Origin of the sequence: Staphylococcus sp. GDX8P80P (genome assembly GCF_017893095.1) — a bacterium.
Lineage (GTDB): Bacteria > Bacillota > Bacilli > Staphylococcales > Staphylococcaceae > Staphylococcus > Staphylococcus borealis.
The window spans coordinates 1-16,584 of record NZ_JAESMI010000001.1 but is presented as its reverse complement, the minus strand read 5'-3'; the positions used below and the strand labels follow the sequence as shown (position 1 = coordinate 16,584).

General features: G+C 33.6%; 15 protein-coding genes and 1 riboswitch. Of the genes, 11 read left to right on the top strand and 4 right to left on the bottom strand.

The genetic code is table 11. The features are described 5' to 3' along the window. Positions 1–4: 4 nt before the first annotated feature. The 4 genes from KA858_RS00075 to KA858_RS00060 all read left to right on the top strand — a co-directional run bounded on the left by KA858_RS00075 (position 5) and on the right by KA858_RS00060 (position 6,304). Entirely contained in the window at positions 5–1,975 is a 1,971-nt protein-coding gene (locus tag KA858_RS00075) for a PTS fructose transporter subunit IIABC (protein ID WP_210134704.1), read from the top strand. Between the two features lie 703 nt (positions 1,976–2,678). Next, entirely contained in the window at positions 2,679–4,055 is a 1,377-nt protein-coding gene (locus tag KA858_RS00070; protein ID WP_053029973.1) for a hemolysin family protein, read from the top strand. Positions 4,056–4,314: 259 nt separating this feature from the next. Continuing rightward, positions 4,315–5,154, top strand: coding sequence for an aldo/keto reductase (locus KA858_RS00065; RefSeq protein WP_210134703.1), 840 nt, complete (start codon positions 4,315–4,317; stop codon positions 5,152–5,154). 160 nt (positions 5,155–5,314) lie between these two features. Beyond that, positions 5,315–6,304, top strand: a complete 990-nt coding sequence (locus KA858_RS00060; RefSeq protein WP_053029971.1) for a glycosyltransferase family 2 protein — start codon at positions 5,315–5,317, stop codon at positions 6,302–6,304. Positions 6,305–6,348: 44 nt separating this feature from the next. Here the strand turns inward: KA858_RS00060 and KA858_RS00055 are convergent, their stop codons facing one another. The 4 genes from KA858_RS00055 to queC form a co-directional block, all read right to left on the bottom strand. Then, positions 6,349–6,960 carry a hypothetical protein gene (locus KA858_RS00055; protein ID WP_210134702.1) on the bottom strand — a complete coding sequence of 204 codons (612 nt, stop codon included), beginning with the start codon at positions 6,958–6,960 and terminating at the stop codon, positions 6,349–6,351. A gap of 104 nt (positions 6,961–7,064) precedes the next feature. Then, entirely contained in the window at positions 7,065–7,781 is a 717-nt protein-coding gene (queE, locus tag KA858_RS00050) for a 7-carboxy-7-deazaguanine synthase QueE (RefSeq protein ID WP_210134701.1), read from the bottom strand. Further along, positions 7,781–8,200 carry a 6-carboxytetrahydropterin synthase QueD gene (gene queD / locus KA858_RS00045; RefSeq protein WP_053029968.1) on the bottom strand — a complete coding sequence of 140 codons (420 nt, stop codon included), beginning with the start codon at positions 8,198–8,200 and terminating at the stop codon, positions 7,781–7,783. Before queD ends, queE begins: the two co-directional genes overlap by 1 nt. Before the next feature lies 1 nt (position 8,201). Further along, positions 8,202–8,873 carry a 7-cyano-7-deazaguanine synthase QueC gene (gene queC / locus KA858_RS00040; RefSeq protein WP_053029967.1) on the bottom strand — a complete coding sequence of 224 codons (672 nt, stop codon included), beginning with the start codon at positions 8,871–8,873 and terminating at the stop codon, positions 8,202–8,204. 160 nt (positions 8,874–9,033) lie between these two features. Then, a riboswitch (PreQ1 riboswitch) is annotated at positions 9,034–9,080 on the bottom strand. Between the two features lie 153 nt (positions 9,081–9,233). On the opposite strand from queC, the gene KA858_RS00035 reads away from it, so the two are divergent. The 7 genes from KA858_RS00035 (at position 9,234) to ltaS (ending at position 16,039) form a co-directional block, all read left to right on the top strand. After that, positions 9,234–9,809 carry an anthranilate synthase component II gene (locus KA858_RS00035; protein ID WP_070854452.1) on the top strand — a complete coding sequence of 192 codons (576 nt, stop codon included), beginning with the start codon at positions 9,234–9,236 and terminating at the stop codon, positions 9,807–9,809. A 3-nt stretch (positions 9,810–9,812) separates the two neighbouring features. Then, the gene (locus KA858_RS00030) at positions 9,813–10,958 is read left to right on the top strand and encodes a chorismate-binding protein (RefSeq protein WP_210134700.1); all 1,146 of its coding nucleotides are present in this window, start codon (positions 9,813–9,815) and stop codon (positions 10,956–10,958) included. Further along, complete coding sequence (locus tag KA858_RS00025) at positions 10,959–11,567, top strand: aminotransferase class IV (RefSeq protein ID WP_075108255.1); 609 nt, start codon at positions 10,959–10,961, stop codon at positions 11,565–11,567. It begins immediately after the preceding gene. A 57-nt stretch (positions 11,568–11,624) separates the two neighbouring features. After that, complete coding sequence (locus KA858_RS00020; RefSeq protein ID WP_210134699.1) at positions 11,625–11,831, top strand: hypothetical protein; 207 nt, start codon at positions 11,625–11,627, stop codon at positions 11,829–11,831. Between the two features lie 24 nt (positions 11,832–11,855). Continuing rightward, the gene (locus KA858_RS00015; protein WP_210126198.1) at positions 11,856–12,572 is read left to right on the top strand and encodes a 5-oxoprolinase subunit B family protein; all 717 of its coding nucleotides are present in this window, start codon (positions 11,856–11,858) and stop codon (positions 12,570–12,572) included. Further along, positions 12,560–13,564 carry a 5-oxoprolinase subunit C family protein gene (locus tag KA858_RS00010; protein WP_210134698.1) on the top strand — a complete coding sequence of 335 codons (1,005 nt, stop codon included), beginning with the start codon at positions 12,560–12,562 and terminating at the stop codon, positions 13,562–13,564. The genes KA858_RS00015 and KA858_RS00010 overlap by 13 nt, the downstream gene beginning before the upstream one ends. Positions 13,565–14,101: 537 nt before the next feature. Next, a complete protein-coding gene (gene ltaS / locus KA858_RS00005) occupies positions 14,102–16,039 on the top strand; it encodes a polyglycerol-phosphate lipoteichoic acid synthase LtaS (protein WP_075108252.1) in 1,938 nt (645 codons plus the stop codon). The last annotated feature ends 545 nt before the right edge of the window (positions 16,040–16,584 follow it).

Below are 16,584 nucleotides of genomic sequence, written 5' to 3'. Positions count from 1 at the left end.
ATGAATGAGAATAACAGAATTACTAACTAAAGAAACCATAGCAATGGACTTGGCAGCAAATGATAAAAATGGCGTTATCGAAGAATTAGTAAATCAATTAGATAAAGCTGGGAAATTAAGTGATATTGCACAATTTAAGGAGGCCATTCACAATCGTGAATCTCAAAGTACTACTGGTATAGGTGAAGGTATCGCCATTCCACATGCTAAAGTGGCAGCGGTTAAATCTCCAGCTATTGCGTTTGGTAAATCTAAAGCGGGCGTTGATTATCAAAGTTTAGATGGTCAACCAGCACATTTATTCTTTATGATTGCTGCACCAGAAGGTGGTGCGCAAACACATTTAGATGCCCTTGCAAAATTATCAGGCATTTTAATGGATGATAAAGTGAGAGAAAGTTTATTGCACGCTAATTCGCACGAAGAAGTCTTACAAATTATCGATAATGCGGATGACGAGGCTACAAAAGAAGAAGAACAAGAAGCGCAAGAACAAGCGGCTTCATCAGGAGCTGTAGCAGGTAGCGGTAATGAGGCAGATTCAAATGAACCTTACGTATTAGCAGTAACGGCATGTCCTACAGGTATTGCGCATACGTACATGGCTCGTGATGCATTGAAAAAGCAAGCCGATAAAATGGGCATTAAAATGAAAGTTGAAACAAATGGCTCAGGCGGTATTAAAAACCATATCACACAACAAGATATAGACCGCGCAACAGGTATTATTGTTGCAGCAGACGTGCATGTTGAAACAGATCGTTTCGATGGTAAAAATGTTGTAGAAGTACCCGTAGCTGATGGTATTAAACGACCAGAGGAACTCATTAATACAGCGTTAGATACAAGCCGTAAACCATTTGTTGCACGCGGTGGAAGTTCAAAATCAAAAGATAGTGAAAGTAATGAAAAACAAAGCTTTGGTAAAGCATTCTACAAACACTTAATGAATGGTGTATCTAATATGTTACCGCTTGTTATTGCTGGTGGTATCTTAATGGCAATCGTATTCTTATTCGGTGCGAACTCATTTGATCCAAAAAGTGCTGAACATAACGCCTTTGCTGAACAATTATGGAATATTGGTAATAAAAGTGCCTTTGCTTTAATTATTCCAATTTTATCTGGTTTCATTGCACGTAGTATTGCTGATAAACCAGGATTTGCAGCCGGTTTAGTAGGTGGTATGTTAGCTATTTCTGGTGGCTCTGGGTTCATTGGCGGTATCATTGCAGGTTTCTTAGCAGGTTACTTAACTCAAGGTATTAAATATATTACGCGTGGTTTACCACAAGCAGTTGAAGGTTTAAAACCAACGTTAATTTATCCATTATTAAGTGTAACAATCACAGGATTATTAATGATATATGCATTCAACCCGCCAGCAGCGTGGTTAAATAACTTATTGCTTAACGGTTTAAATAACTTATCAGGTTCTAACATTGTATTACTTGGATTAGTTATTGGTGCTATGATGGCCATCGATATGGGTGGACCATTTAACAAAGCAGCCTATGTATTCGCGACAGCCGCATTAACAGAAGGTAATGCAGCACCAATTACAGCAGCAATGGTTGGTGGTATGATTCCACCATTAGCAATTGCTACAGCGATGGTATTCTTTAAACGTAAATTCACTAAAGAACAACGCGGTTCTATCGTGCCAAACTATGTAATGGGCTTATCATTTATCACTGAAGGTGCCATTCCATTTGCAGCAGCTGACCCATTACGTGTGATTCCATCAATGATGGTTGGTTCAGGTGTAGGTGGTGCAATTGCATTAGCACTTGGTTCAAGTATCAATGCACCACATGGTGGTATTATCGTAATTGCGGCAACAGACTTTAGTCATATTTTACAAACATTAATTGCATTGATTGTTGGTACACTTGTTTCAGCAATTATGTATGGTTTATTAAAACCAAAAGTTACTGAAAATGAAATTGAAGCATCAAAAGCTATGGATGAATAGATGCGATAAGAGTTTATGATATAAATAATATAACGATGCTATTTTGCATATTTGCAGTAGCTAACAGAACCGAGAAGGCGTAAGCTTTCTCGGTTCTAGTCATTTTTGTGGGGCTGCATAGCAAGGAGAATTCAATCAAGAAATGCTATAAGCAAAGCAAGCTAGGGGATAACGGATTTAAAAAGAATGCTGTTCTGCTTCCTTTTAAACGGTTAGTCAAGTACTTATAATTAAAATAAGGATGATTTAACTAAATCGTTAGTTTATTGAATAATGAATGTTAAAACATACAAAAATGGGTAAACATATGAGAATATAGAATAAGAAGGCAAGAGAATGCGTAATAAAGTCTTAAGCTTTAAATATAGAAGTTTAATGACCAGCAAAAGTACTTCAATTAAGGTACCGTTTTTGTATGTTGGTTCATTGTACGTTGGTTTCTGTCACTTTACGCTTACCTTTCTTGACTATTACGCAATATTAGTTTTAAATGATAAGTTGTAACTTTTTAATCAAAAGGGTTACAATCAACTATTTGTAATTGATATATGATAAAATAAAAGTAATACATTTTTTCGGAGGTGTCGCAATGGGAAGGTCTTAACATGTGTATATATTGTTAATAAGCAAAACACAATAAATCCGTGTTACCCATATGGGACACATAATATTTGGAGGTGAATCCCTAGAAATAGGGAATTAATTGGAAACAGTGACCATAATAAATTTAGTAATATTCTTTCTATTAATCGCATTAACAACAGTATTCGTAGGATCGGAGTTTGCATTAGTTAAAGTGCGTTCAACGCGTATTGAACAACTCGCTGAAGAGGGCAATCGTGGTGCTAAAATTGTCAAAAAGATGATTGCAAACCTTGACTATTATTTATCAGCCTGTCAATTAGGTATTACAGTTACTTCTTTAGGATTAGGTTGGTTAGGAGAACCGACATTTGAGAAATTGTTGCATCCTATTTTTAATTTATTACAATTACCTGATGCATTAACTACAACGATTTCATTTGTAATTTCATTCATAGTCGTAACTTATTTACACGTTGTATTAGGTGAATTAGCACCGAAATCGATTGCGATTCAGCATACCGAGAAGTTAGCGTTAACATACGCAAGACCATTGTATTACTTTGGTAATATAATGAAACCTTTAATCTGGTTAATGAATGGTTCAGCACGTGTAATTATTAGAATGTTAGGCGTTGATCCTGATGCTCAAACAGATGCTATGTCTGAAGAAGAAATTAAGATCATTATTAACAACAGTTATAATGGTGGCGAAATCAACCAAACAGAATTAAACTATATGCAAAATATCTTTCAATTTGATGAAAGACATGCAAAAGATATCATGGTACCACGTACTCAAATGGTGACTTTAAATGAACCATTTAATGTTGATGAATTATTAGAGACGATTAAAGAACATCAATTTACGCGTTACCCAATTACTGAAGACGGAGATAAAGACCATATCAAAGGTTTCATCAATGTTAAAGAATTTTTAACAGAATACGCTTCTGGTAAACCGATTAAAATTAACAATTATATCCATGAACTGCCAATGATTTCAGAAACAACACGCATTAGTGATGCATTAGTTAGAATGCAACGTGAACACGTACATATCAGTTTAATTATTGATGAATACGGTGGTACAGCTGGTATTTTAACAATGGAAGATATTCTTGAAGAAATCGTAGGTGAAATTCGAGATGAATTTGACGATGATGAGGTGAATGACATTGTTAAATTAGGCGATGACACTTACCAAATTAATGGGCGCGTTCTATTGGATGACTTAAATGAACAATTCGACATTGAGTTTGAAGATTCAGAAGACATTGATACTATAGGTGGTTGGCTTCAAGCCCATAACACTAACCTACAAGTTGAAGATCATATCGATACGCAATACGATCGTTGGATAGTATCTGAAATGGATAACCATCAATTAGTTTGGGTTGTACTTAAATATGAATTCATCGATAATCGACCAACATTCGGTGGAGATGAAGATGAAAATGAAGACAAAAAAGATAAAAAAGACGAAACACATGACTAATTTAAAATGATTAATAAAGTAGCATTTGAGACATAAATGCTATGATAATGCTACTTACTTGGCAAATTCGCAGTAGTTGACTGAACTGAGAAGGCGCTTAAATCAAGCTGGGAGTGGGACGACGAATTAAAAATTCTGTCCTGCTCCCTTCTTCTGTATATTTAAATTACATACGATTTATTTGTCTATCCTATTACAATTGAGTTATCCTAAATGATGATAATGTAAAGCATTAATAGAAAAGTCAGGAGAAGATAGAATGGTGAATGACACACAAATTTTAAATAATGGTTATCCAATGCCAAAAATCGGCTTAGGTGTTTATAAAGTCTCAGATGAAGAAATGGAAACAGCGATTCAGGCTGCAATAGACGATGGTTATCGTGCATTTGATACAGCATATTTTTACAAAAATGAAGAGGTACTTGGAAAAGCATTAAAAAATAGTGGCGTACCTCGTGAAGACTTATTTATTACAACAAAATTATGGAATGATCACCAAGGGTATGACCGTACACTTGAGTATTTTAATCGCTCATTAGACAATTTAGGTTTAGACTATATCGATTTATATTTAATTCACTGGCCTTGTGAGAACGATCAACTTTATATTGAAACGTATAAAGCACTAGAAAAATTATATGAAGAAGGTAAAGTGAAAGCGATAGGTGTATGTAATTTTAAAGTGCATCATTTAGAAACATTGATGCGTGAAACGAATATTGTTCCACAAGTCAATCAAATTGAAGTTCATCCTTACTTTAATCAACAAGATGTTCAAGATTACTGTGATAAACATGATATTGTTGTGACAGCATGGATGCCATTAATGAGAAACAGAGGTTTACTAGAAGATCCAACAATTACTAAATTAGCAAAACAATACGATAAGACATCAGCACAAATCGTATTGCGTTGGCATATTGCGCATAATCGTATTGTTATTCCAAAATCTAAAACACCATCACGTATTCGAGAAAATCATAATATATTTGACTTTAACTTAGAACTTACAGAAATCGCAGAAATTGATAGTTTAAATCGAAACGCGCGTCAAGGTAAAGACCCTGATGATGTTAGCATAGGCGATTTGAAATAGCATTGTCTCTTTAACTCAATTGGATAGATAAAATATAGAATAATTGTATTGTTTTCATTTAATTTTTATTAATTATTTGTTAATTGCATAGTTTTTAGTAGAATAGTTGCCAATTTTATTGATAAAATAGTAATAAGAATGATGAAAAGGATGTAATTTAATGAAAATCAGAGTCATTGTGCCTTGTTTTAACGAAGGTGAAGTCGTAACAAAAACGTACGACAAATTGACTGAAATTTTGATGGAAGATAGTTTGGACAAAGGGTATGATTACGACCTATTGTTTGTCGATGATGGTAGTAAAGATAATACGATCGACCATGTCCAACATTTAGCAAGCGAAGACCAACATGTTAAATATATTTCTTTCAGCCGAAATTTCGGTAAAGAATCAGCAATGATAGCTGGTTTTCAACATAGTGTACAATGTGATGCTGTAGTGATGGTAGATGGGGATTTACAACATCCACCTGAATTTATTCCACAAATGATAGAGGGATTTAAAGAGGGCTATGACCAGGTTATCGCTAAGCGTGATAGAACTGGAGAAAATATCGCTCGGAAATCAATGACAAAGCTATACTATAAATTGATTAACAGTTTTGTCGAGGATATTGAATTTATAGATGGTGTCGGAGACTTTAGATTATTAAGTCAACGCGCAGTTAAATCAATTGCTTCACTTAAAGAATATAATCGTTTTTCAAAAGGTTTATTTGAATGGATAGGTTATAATACGAAAATCTTTACATATCAAAATGTTGAACGTGAAGCCGGTCATTCTAAATGGACATTCACGAAATTACTAAACTATGGCATTGATGGGCTCATTTCATTTAATAATAAACCTTTACGTGCGATGATTTACCTTGGAATGACTATATTCAGTTTAAGTATTGTTTATATCCTATATTTGTTGATAGGCATCATGGTAAATGGTATTAATAATCCAGGTTATTTTACAACAATAGCAGCAGTCCTACTCATTGGCGGCATTCAATTAATGTCTATAGGTGTGGTAGGAGAATATATTGGTCGTATTTATTATGAGGTTAAGCAAAGACCTAAATACATTGTGCAAGCATCAAATTTAAAAGAACCTTCCTACGATCTCAAATTAGTTGAGCAAGAAAAGGAAAAAGTACATTAAATAGAATAAACGCTTGAAGTTTCATAAATAAGAACTTCAAGCGTTTATTTGTGTGTTAAATGTTGTTTTAATTTAGCGTGTTTCAACTGCCAAGCAAGATAAACACCAAATAGTGCATATATAATTAAGAAAACATACCAAAAAGGTGTCAAAATCGTTAATAATACAATAGACATAATAATAAGCATGTAGCCAATCATAATTGGAAACTTAAGTTTGTTGATGAATTTAAATACGCCAAGTTCACCTTTAGAAAAGGTACCTAAAAATATTGCACTGGCGCCTATTAAAAATATGGTTGGTGCTAAATATGGAACGGACATGTAAATTGATTGATCACTTGAACCATAAGTGATAAATAATGAACAACTTACAATGATCGAAAATATTAAAGCAATCGATTTATATTCGGAAATCATAAAAGTATAGTATTGATGATTCAAATAATATTGCAGTCCCATCCAACCTATAAAAAAGGCAATTGAACTTAATGTTATAAAGTTAAATTTGTCAATGACAATAGCATTAATTAAAGCGTTAATCGCTATAGCGATTAATACGGAGCTGAATTTGAGTTGTTTGAATTGGTGCTTATATAAGTCAAAGCCGAGTATGCCAAGCACAACGGCGATATTAATCAATACATATATAATCATGCTGTACTCCTATCTCACATAGTTCATTAGAACATTATACCAATTAAAACAAACTTAATCATTTCAAAACACTTAGAAAATATTTTTCATTTATAATGGAATGATTAAACGCCTTTTTTGTTGCTCCATAAGAGTGTGTGTAGCTGTGGTAAAACATAGACACGGTTCATATCATCACTCGTCATAACCTTATCAACTAATGTTTCATATCGATTTAAAAGTTTATCGGTATGATTGTCTACATCATCATCTAAGTATGGATTACCAACTTGTAAGTAAAAAGGAATATTTGGGTAGCGATGATGTATCATTTTAGCGAAATCATAATCTGCATCATCAAATATAACGACCTTTAAATTAAGTGTTGAAGCAATACATTGTTCAATGACGTTATCTAATATGTCAATGTTAGGTGTCATATTAGAACTTGGTGGTTTAGGACTAATGGTTAAGTCATTAATTTGTCTCATCCACGGTTGGAATTTACTTCCTTGTGTTTCTAATGCGGTATAAATCTGTTTCTCTTCAAATAGATCAACTAATTCTTGTATCCCTTTAATGAGTGCCGGATTACCGCCAGAAATCGTAACATGATCGAAACAATCACCGCCAATCGCTTTTAGCTGATGATAAATTTCTTCAGCAGACATTAATTGAATATCTTCCTTGGCACTGCCATCCCAGGTGAAAGCAGAGTCACACCAACTACAACGATAATCACAACCTGCAGTTCTAACAAACATTGTTTTACGACCGATAACACGTCCTTCACCTTGAATCGTAGGTCCGAAAATTTCAAGTACTGGAATTTTAGCTGTCATTATTTAAACTCCTTTGGACGATATACTACATAACTTGTTGGTGTTTCACGTAAGTAGACTTGTACACATTGCGGGTGATTATCGTAGCTTTGGAGGTGAGTTTGTACCATTTTATATATCGTTTGCGCCACAACCTCTGTTGAAGGACTTTTATCTTTAAATTGAGGTAAGTCATTTAACAGATAGTGGTCAAATTGATCATGGATTAATTTTTTTAATTCACTGAAATTAATTAAGAAACCATTGTGGTCCAAATGATCCCCAGCAATTGTTAAATTGACAAAATAAGTATGCCCGTGTGTTCTCATACATTTACCAGCATCTTCGCTTGGAATGTAGTGCGCCGCTGAAAAGTTAAAATCTTTATTAAGTTCAAAACTATAGGGATGATTAACAGTTGGATAAAGTTGTTGCATCATTTTAATTCGCTCCTTTAGTTTCTAAATAGTGTTGTAGGCCACGTTGGCGTAAATGACATGCAGGGCATTCGCCACAACCATCTCCAATAATACCGTTGTAGCATGTCAGTGTATTGTATCGAATATAATCTAGCACACCTAATTTGTCGCTAAGTTCCCAAGTTTGTGATTTATCTAACCACATTAAAGGCGTATGGATAACGAAATCTTTATCCATAGATAAACTAAGTGTTACATTCATAGATTTAATAAAGCTATCACGGCAATCTGGATAACCAGAAAAGTCTGTTTCACACACCCCTGTAATGATATGTTTAGCATTGCGTTGATATGCTAATGCGCCAGCAAATGATAAGAATAATAAATTACGTGCTGGTACAAAGGTATTTGGAATCCCATCTTCGCCCGTTTCAATGTCCATATCATGTTGTGTTAAGGCATTTGGAGTTAATTGCGATAATAATGACATGTCTAATATATGATGTTTTAAGTTTTGTTCTTTAGCGATACGTGTCGCAACTTCAATTTCTGTATCATGGCGTTGACCGTAATTAAATGTTACAAGTTCAACCTCTTTAAAATGCTTTTTAGCGTAAAATAAGCACGTCGTACTGTCTTGCCCTCCGCTAAATACTACAATTGCTTTATCCTTATTTAAATCTTTGTTTGTCATGAATATTCTCCTTTTTGAAAAGATTAGAATGATACTTTATGCCGTCTCTAACCTAGCCATGAGAACATAAAAAAAGTCTATCTCTATAAAAAAGATAGACTTAGAAACATTGTAATCAGTTATATAAAAGAAAATTAACTTTCAAACTAAATATTTCGTAAATTGTCTAGTTTTTTATAGAGGGTTTCAGCTAGGAACCTCTTTTGAGTTTTTGTACGCTAGTTAGCGTAATACATTCATTTCTTAAAATCAAGTTATAATTTAGTACAATATAAAGGTAAACCCTTACATTTTCAAAAGTTTAATATTTATAATAAGGTAAGAGATGAAGTTATTTAACATAGAGTTGGAGCGACATGCATGATTATAGTTATAGATAATAAAGATTCATTTACATATAATTTGATAGATTATTTTAAGACAGAGACAGCGCATGAGATCGTTGTATACGAAGTGGATCAAGTATCCGTTGAGCAAATAAGGGCATCTAATGTAGAGGCTATTGTTATCTCGCCAGGACCGGGTAAACCGAGTGATTATCCTATTTTAACGGAAATTATGAATCAGTTTGAGGGGGAAGTGCCTATATTAGGCGTTTGTTTAGGCTTTCAATTCCTGTACGAATATTATGGGGGCGCAATTGTACATGGTGCAAAGCCGGTCCATGGTCATACAACGCCATTAACGCATAATGAAACAGGATTATTTAAAGGGCTTCCTCAAGCATTCAAAGTAATGCGCTATCATTCACTCATTGCGGATCAAACACATATTCCTGCGTCTTTAAATATTTCCGCCCATAATGATGAGGGGATTTTAATGGCGTTTGAACATAAACACTATCCTATATTTGGCGTTCAGTATCACCCTGAATCGATTTTAAGTGAATATGGACATGAGCAAATACGATTATTTTTGGAAAAGGTGGGCGCGTAAACTATGGACATCACGTTTAATTATCGTTACTATACAACGCCTGATCATTTTGAAACGATAGCAGTGCGCTTTAACACGTACGTCTCAAAAATGGTGGCATATACACTGGAAGAGGTCGGTAAAGTTATTCAATTTGCGCAGACTGAGCAAGCACAAGGACGCTATGTGGCACTGTATCTGCCATATGAAGCGGCAAGTTATTTTAATCACCATATGGCAACACATGAATTGGAAGCACATCAAATCGTAGCATTAGCATATAGTTTTAGTCCGAGTATGGCTGAGACGTCACCTGAACATCCAAGTCAACAGTACATCCCTAAACATCACTTTCGATTCATGGAGAGTGATGCACAAATGGAAGACAAAATTAAACACGTTCAGGATGCAATTATTGAAGGCGAAACGTATCAAGTGAACTATACAACACGTTTAGTGAGTGATGTATATTATCCGATAGCTGATTTATATTATTATTTAACGCAAACGAATAATGGTGGTTACACTGCTTTATTAGATGTAGAAGAGGTTAAAGTTGCTTCTATTTCTCCTGAATTATTCTTCCAAAAAGGTGAATTTAATCATCATAAAAATGTAGTTGTAAGTAAACCAATGAAAGGTACTATGCCACGTAGCAATGACGACGATGAAGATTTAAAGAATTATGACACATTGAAGCATTCACTTAAAGATCGTGCTGAAAATGTTATGATTGTCGATTTATTACGCAATGACATTTCCAGAATTTGTAAACCTGGAACGATTCACGTAAATAAGCCATTTTTTATTGAAACCTATAAGACTGTTTATCAAATGACGAGTATGGTTACAGGTCACTTGCAAGATGACGTGCGTCTCACGGATATTTTAAAAGCATTATTCCCTTGTGGTTCCATTACAGGGGCACCGAAGCACAATACGATGGCGTATATTAAAGCACTCGAGCCACATCCTAGATATATTTATTGTGGCACAATCGGTTTATTATGTCCGGATGATAAAATGATATTTAATATACCTATTCGTACGCTTGAGTATCGAAATGATCAAGTTCACTATGGTGTAGGTGCAGGGATTACGATTGATTCGGTACCCGAAAAGGAAGTTCAAGAGTTTCGAGATAAAACAAAGATATTGGAGATGCTATAGATGAAATTGTTTGAAACGATGCGTCTAGATAATGGTAAGATTCCTAGACTTCAATATCATATGATACGAGTGCAACAGTCATGCGAACGATTAGGGTATTCATTTTCAAAAGAGGTCTGGATGCAACGCGTCAATGAGGTTATAAGTCATCATCCAAAAGGGATCTATAGACTGAAAATAGAAATAGATAAATCCGGTCAAATAGACCATATGATTAAGCCTCTACCTGCTAAAACATTATTTACGGCTAAATTTAAACAGGCACAGTCGAATTGCAATGATCAATACGTTATTAATAAGACATCACAACGACAACACTTAGCACACAATCATGAGACAGATTTAGTATTATTATATGATGAAACTGGTAAAATTCTGGAGTTTGATATTGGTAATATCATGATAGAAGAAGCTGGTGTGTGTTATACGCCAAGCTATGATAATGATTTTTTATTAGGATGCATGCGTCAAAGCCTTTTGGACCAAGGTAAACTGGTAATTAAAGACTATACTAAATCAGAACTCATAGACAAAATACAGAAACAACAGATTCGTATCTATTTATTAAATAGTTTACGAGAGGTTGCCGATGTATCTATTTATCTATAAAATAATATGGGAAGTATATGCGAATTGATTGATAACAATGAACTAACGGAGTGAGCTATGACAATATTATGGGTTGCAATAATTGTAGTTTTAAATGTGGTAAGTAAATATTTAGCAGATCGATATTTAAAAAATAATGCACTCATCAAGGCACGTGTCGTTGCAACTGTTACCGTTTTAATTCAATGTGTATTCGTTTATTTGTTAATTAAATCAATCATGCCCTATGTGGTGGAATTTCTAAATATATTTTATCATCACTAAATATGATTACTTTGAGGTGGCGTTATGAAGATTTATAGTCAAGGAGATCAAGCAATTGTAATTGCGGTTGAAAAGGATGTATCTAAAAATGTAACAACTGAATTAATCGCAGTACGTTATCATTTATTAAAGAAAGCATTACCATTTATCACAGAAATTGTGCCTACTGAATCAGATATGATGATTTGCTATGATGCTCGAGATATGATTAAACATCATAATATTACTTCACCTTTTCAATATATGAAGGCATTAGTCACTTCAATACAAGAAGAATTAAAACAATTAGAAACGTGTAAAGATGAAAGCACGACCTATGAAATTCCTATTATTTATGGTGACGAGTTTGGTCCAGACTTACCGGATTTATTAAAGTATTACAAGTTAACTAAAGATGAATTTATTCAATTACATTCTGATAAACCGTATTTTGTGTCTATGATGGGCTATGCACCGGGTTTCCCATATTTAACTGGAATGAATGAAGCACTGTACGTTAATCATACGAGTAAAAAGAAGAAGCTTGTCACTGCAGGTTCAGTTATTATTGAAGGGAAGAAGTGCGGCATCGTAACAACTGATACCTACAATGATTGGTTAGTGATAGGGTACACGCCAATGACCTTATTCACTCCTGAAAAAGATGATTTTACACTGTTAAAATTAGGAGACAATGTTATTTTTAAACCACAGAAACGCAAAGATATTGAATTAGGAGAATTTAAACCATGTCAATCATAATAGAAAAAGCCGGATTGTTTAGTAGCTTTCAAGATTTTGGACGTCATGGATATGAATATGCAGGTGTTATTCCGTGTGGTGCGTTAGACTCACTAGGTCATGAAATCGCAAATCGTTTAGTTGCTAATAATAAAAATGAAGCAACGCTTGAAATGACACACATTATGGCTAAAATTCGATTTACTGAGCCTACATTAATTGCTTTAACAGGTCATAACTTTGAAGCTTACACGCAAACTATGCAAGTAAAACCGTATAAATTATACCTTTTAGATAAAGGAGACGTCCTGTCTTTTAAAGAAACAAATAAAACGTCACGTGTGTATCTTGCAATCGGTGGCGGATTCAAATTAGATGATTGGCTAGGATCAACGTCAACAGATTTAAATGTTAAAATCGGCGGTTATCACGGGCGTAAACTTGAAAATGGCGATGAAGTAGAAATGAAACGACACTATACGGAACGTCATCAAAAGTTATTTGAAAATTTAAAAGAAAAACGTACTACTGATTGGGGTATAGACGGTTATGCACTGTCATTCAACTATGTTTCTGATGTGTTTCATGTTATTGCCAACAAAGGGACAGAAGATTTTGATAAAGAAACGCAATCTCACTTTATTAGAGGAGAATATAAGGTGACGAATAAATCAAATCGTGTTGGTATGTTACTAGATGGTGAGAAGATCAAAGCATATTACGACGATATGCCGGCACATCAATCAGTTAAAAGGGGAACGATTCAAGTTAAGCGAGATGGTACACCTATCATCTTATTAAATGATCATTATACAATCGGAAGTTATCCTCAAATTGGTACAATTGCAAGCTACCATTTAACTAAACTTGCTCAGAAGCCACAAGGCTCACGTTTGAAGTTCCAATTTATTGATATCGAAACTGCTGAAAAGAATGTTGTGAAATTTAGTAATTGGATGAATCAACTATTTCACGGAATTGAATACAGAATGCAATTAGAAATGATGAAATAAGTCATGATAGATGAAAGTCAACATACTTAAATAAATCACTTATAATTTATGTCGGACTATGGTCTGATTAAAAAATGCAATTAAGAAGCTATAATGAATAAATCAGTGAATCATCTTAATGGGACATTATTTTGTAACAAACAATGAAAGCGTCGTTATATTAAAATGCTTTTTCTTGATAAATGAGTAAAAATACTATATATTTATATATTGAACTACGGGCAATATTACAATAATATTACAAAGTTCATGATTTGTTAATATGCCATTAATGATGACATAAAATAGCATCCAACATAATATACATAAAGCATTACAAACGTATAGTGCACATTGGGAATGCGATTTATTGATGAACTATCGTTAATGTAAAATGTATTTGTAGGGTATATGCTTAAATTAATATAAATAATATAAATGAAATTAAAAAACGAGTAAGTAATTGCATAACGGTCATATTTGAGTAAGTGTTTAAGTCTTCAGTTAAGTCTTTAACATTTCTTCAAAGTTGAATAACTATAAACGGAGGAAACATACATGAGTTTACACAAAAAGAAAATAAGTCTTTTTGCGTTTTTCTTACTGACTGTGTTTACAGTGACATTGAAGACGTATTTTTCATATTATGTTGATTTTTCTTTGGGTGTTAAAGGACTAGTTCAAAACTTAATACTATTGATGAATCCATATAGTTTAATCGCGCTTATTTTAAGTGTGTTCTTATTCTTTAAAGGGAAAAAAGCATATTGGTTCATCTTTATTGGGGGATTTTTACTAACATTCTTGCTATATGCAAATGTAGTTTACTTTAGATTCTTCTCGGACTTTTTAACATTCAGTACGCTTAACCAAGCAAGTAATGTTGAGTCTATGGGTGGTGCTGTTGGTGCATCATTTAAATGGTATGACTTTGTTTACTTTATAGATACAATTATTTATCTATTTATCCTTATTTTCAAAGGAAGTTGGTTGGATAAACGTGTCTTCAGTAAAAAGTTTGTGCCAGTTGTAATGGCTGCATCTGTAGCATTATTCTTCTTAAATTTAGCTTTTGCTGAAACAGACCGTCCTGAGTTATTAACACGTACATTTGACCATAAATATTTAGTGAAATATTTAGGTCCATATAACTTCACAGTTTATGATGGTGTTAAGACGATTCAAAATAACCAACAAAAAGCATTAGCTTCTGAAGATGATTTAACTAAAGTGTTAAATTATACGAAGCAAAAAAATACAACACCAAATTCAGAGTACTTTGGCGTTGCTAAGAAGAAAAATATTATCAAAATACATTTAGAAAGTTTCCAAACTTTCTTAATCAATAAAAAGGTCAATGGTAAAGAAGTCACACCGTTCTTAAATAAATTATCAACGGGCAATGATGATTTTAGATATTATCCAAACTTCTTCCACCAAACAGGTCAAGGTAAAACATCAGATGCTGAGTTTACAATGGATAACAGCCTTTATGGTTTACCACAGGGTTCAGCATTTTCATTGAAAGGTGATAATACTTACCAATCATTACCTGCGATTTTAGACCAAAAGCAAGGTTACACATCTGACGTTATGCACGGTGACTATAAAACATTCTGGAACCGTGACCAAGTCTATAAACATTTTGGTATTGATAAATTCTATGATGCGACTTACTACGATATGTCTGATGACAATATTGTCAACTTAGGTTTAAAAGATAAACCATTCTTTAAAGAGTCAGCAGAGTATCAATCTAAAATGAAAGGACCTTTCTATTCACACTTAATTACATTAACAAACCATTACCCATTCACATTGAGTGAAGAAGATGCAGATATTGATAAACCTAATACAGGTGATTCAACTGTTGATGGTTACATTCAAACAGCACATTATTTAGACCAAGCACTTGAAGAATATATCACTGATCTTAAGAAAAAAGGCCTATATGATGATTCAGTTATTATGATCTATGGTGACCACTATGGTATTTCAGAAAATCATAATAATGCAATGGAAAAATTATTAGGTGAAAAGATTACGCCAGCGAAATTTATGGACTTAAACCGTACAGGTTTCTGGCTTAAAATTCCTGGTAAAGAAGGTACAGTAGATAAAACATATGCTGGACAAGTAGACGTTATGCCTACTATCTTACATTTAGTAGGAATTGATTCTAAAAACTACTTAATGTTCGGTACGGATATGTTGTCTAAAGATCATGATGATGTCATTCCATTCCGAAATGGTGACTTCATTACGAAAGACTATAAATTTGTAAATGGTAAAGCGTATTCTAATAAAACAAACGAATTATTAGAAACGCCACCTAAAGATTTAGAAAAGAATAAGAAACAGGTTGAGAAAGATTTAGAAATGAGTGACAATGTCTTAAATGGTGACTTGTTCAGATTCTATAACAACCCTGATTTCAAGAAAATTAATCCATCAAAATATGAATATAAAACTGGACCACAAGGTAATCAAAAATAATTGAAACAGTGTCTGGTTTTAATGTAAAAGTAAGAAGCCAGTAAATGCGTTTTAACAAATTCATTTACTGGCTTCTTTATTTACGATACTCCGAATTGTTGGTTGCTTGCCCAACGTGCTTTGCTTGTAGAAACTGATTAACTCAGTTTCTCTGTGTTGGGGCCCCGCACACAACGTCATTCGTCGTTCATCTTTAGAATTTCTTACATAAGTGCGCTAGCACTTATGTGCATTAATAATCAACATATGGGTCTCGTCAAAATACATTGTATTTATATGTAATTTAACATTGGAATACTTTAAAATAAGGCACTTCCATATCATTTAATTAAAATCACTAAACCAAATTAACTAAGATTTAAATAATCATAAAAAAAGCAAATTCTATCGTATTTCAATTGGGCTGACCCCAATTAGTGGGAATTATATAAAAACACTTTCGTTGAATTCATATTAAAATGAATCTTACGGAGGTGTTTTTTCTATGAAAAGAGTATCTTATTCAGTAGAAACAAAGTATAAAGCAGTTGAAATGAAAATAGATG

Excerpts from the sequence above, each read along its gene's own strand:
- KA858_RS00075 (WP_210134704.1), top strand. The coding sequence starts at position 5 with ATGAGAATAACAGAATTACTAACTAAAGAAACCATAGCAATGGACTTG.
- KA858_RS00065 (WP_210134703.1), top strand. The coding sequence starts at position 4,315 with ATGGTGAATGACACACAAATTTTAAATAATGGTTATCCAATGCCAAAA.
- KA858_RS00060 (WP_053029971.1), top strand. The coding sequence starts at position 5,315 with ATGAAAATCAGAGTCATTGTGCCTTGTTTTAACGAAGGTGAAGTCGTA.
- KA858_RS00055 (WP_210134702.1), bottom strand. The coding sequence starts at position 6,960 with ATGATTATATATGTATTGATTAATATCGCCGTTGTGCTTGGCATACTC.
- queE (WP_210134701.1), bottom strand. The coding sequence starts at position 7,781 with ATGACAGCTAAAATTCCAGTACTTGAAATTTTCGGACCTACGATTCAA.
- queD (WP_053029968.1), bottom strand. The coding sequence starts at position 8,200 with ATGATGCAACAACTTTATCCAACTGTTAATCATCCCTATAGTTTTGAA.
- queC (WP_053029967.1), bottom strand. The coding sequence starts at position 8,873 with ATGACAAACAAAGATTTAAATAAGGATAAAGCAATTGTAGTATTTAGC.
- KA858_RS00035 (WP_070854452.1), top strand. The coding sequence starts at position 9,234 with ATGATTATAGTTATAGATAATAAAGATTCATTTACATATAATTTGATA.
- KA858_RS00030 (WP_210134700.1), top strand. The coding sequence starts at position 9,813 with ATGGACATCACGTTTAATTATCGTTACTATACAACGCCTGATCATTTT.
- KA858_RS00025 (WP_075108255.1), top strand. The coding sequence starts at position 10,959 with ATGAAATTGTTTGAAACGATGCGTCTAGATAATGGTAAGATTCCTAGA.
- KA858_RS00020 (WP_210134699.1), top strand. The coding sequence starts at position 11,625 with ATGACAATATTATGGGTTGCAATAATTGTAGTTTTAAATGTGGTAAGT.
- KA858_RS00015 (WP_210126198.1), top strand. The coding sequence starts at position 11,856 with ATGAAGATTTATAGTCAAGGAGATCAAGCAATTGTAATTGCGGTTGAA.
- KA858_RS00010 (WP_210134698.1), top strand. The coding sequence starts at position 12,560 with ATGTCAATCATAATAGAAAAAGCCGGATTGTTTAGTAGCTTTCAAGAT.
- ltaS (WP_075108252.1), top strand. The coding sequence starts at position 14,102 with ATGAGTTTACACAAAAAGAAAATAAGTCTTTTTGCGTTTTTCTTACTG.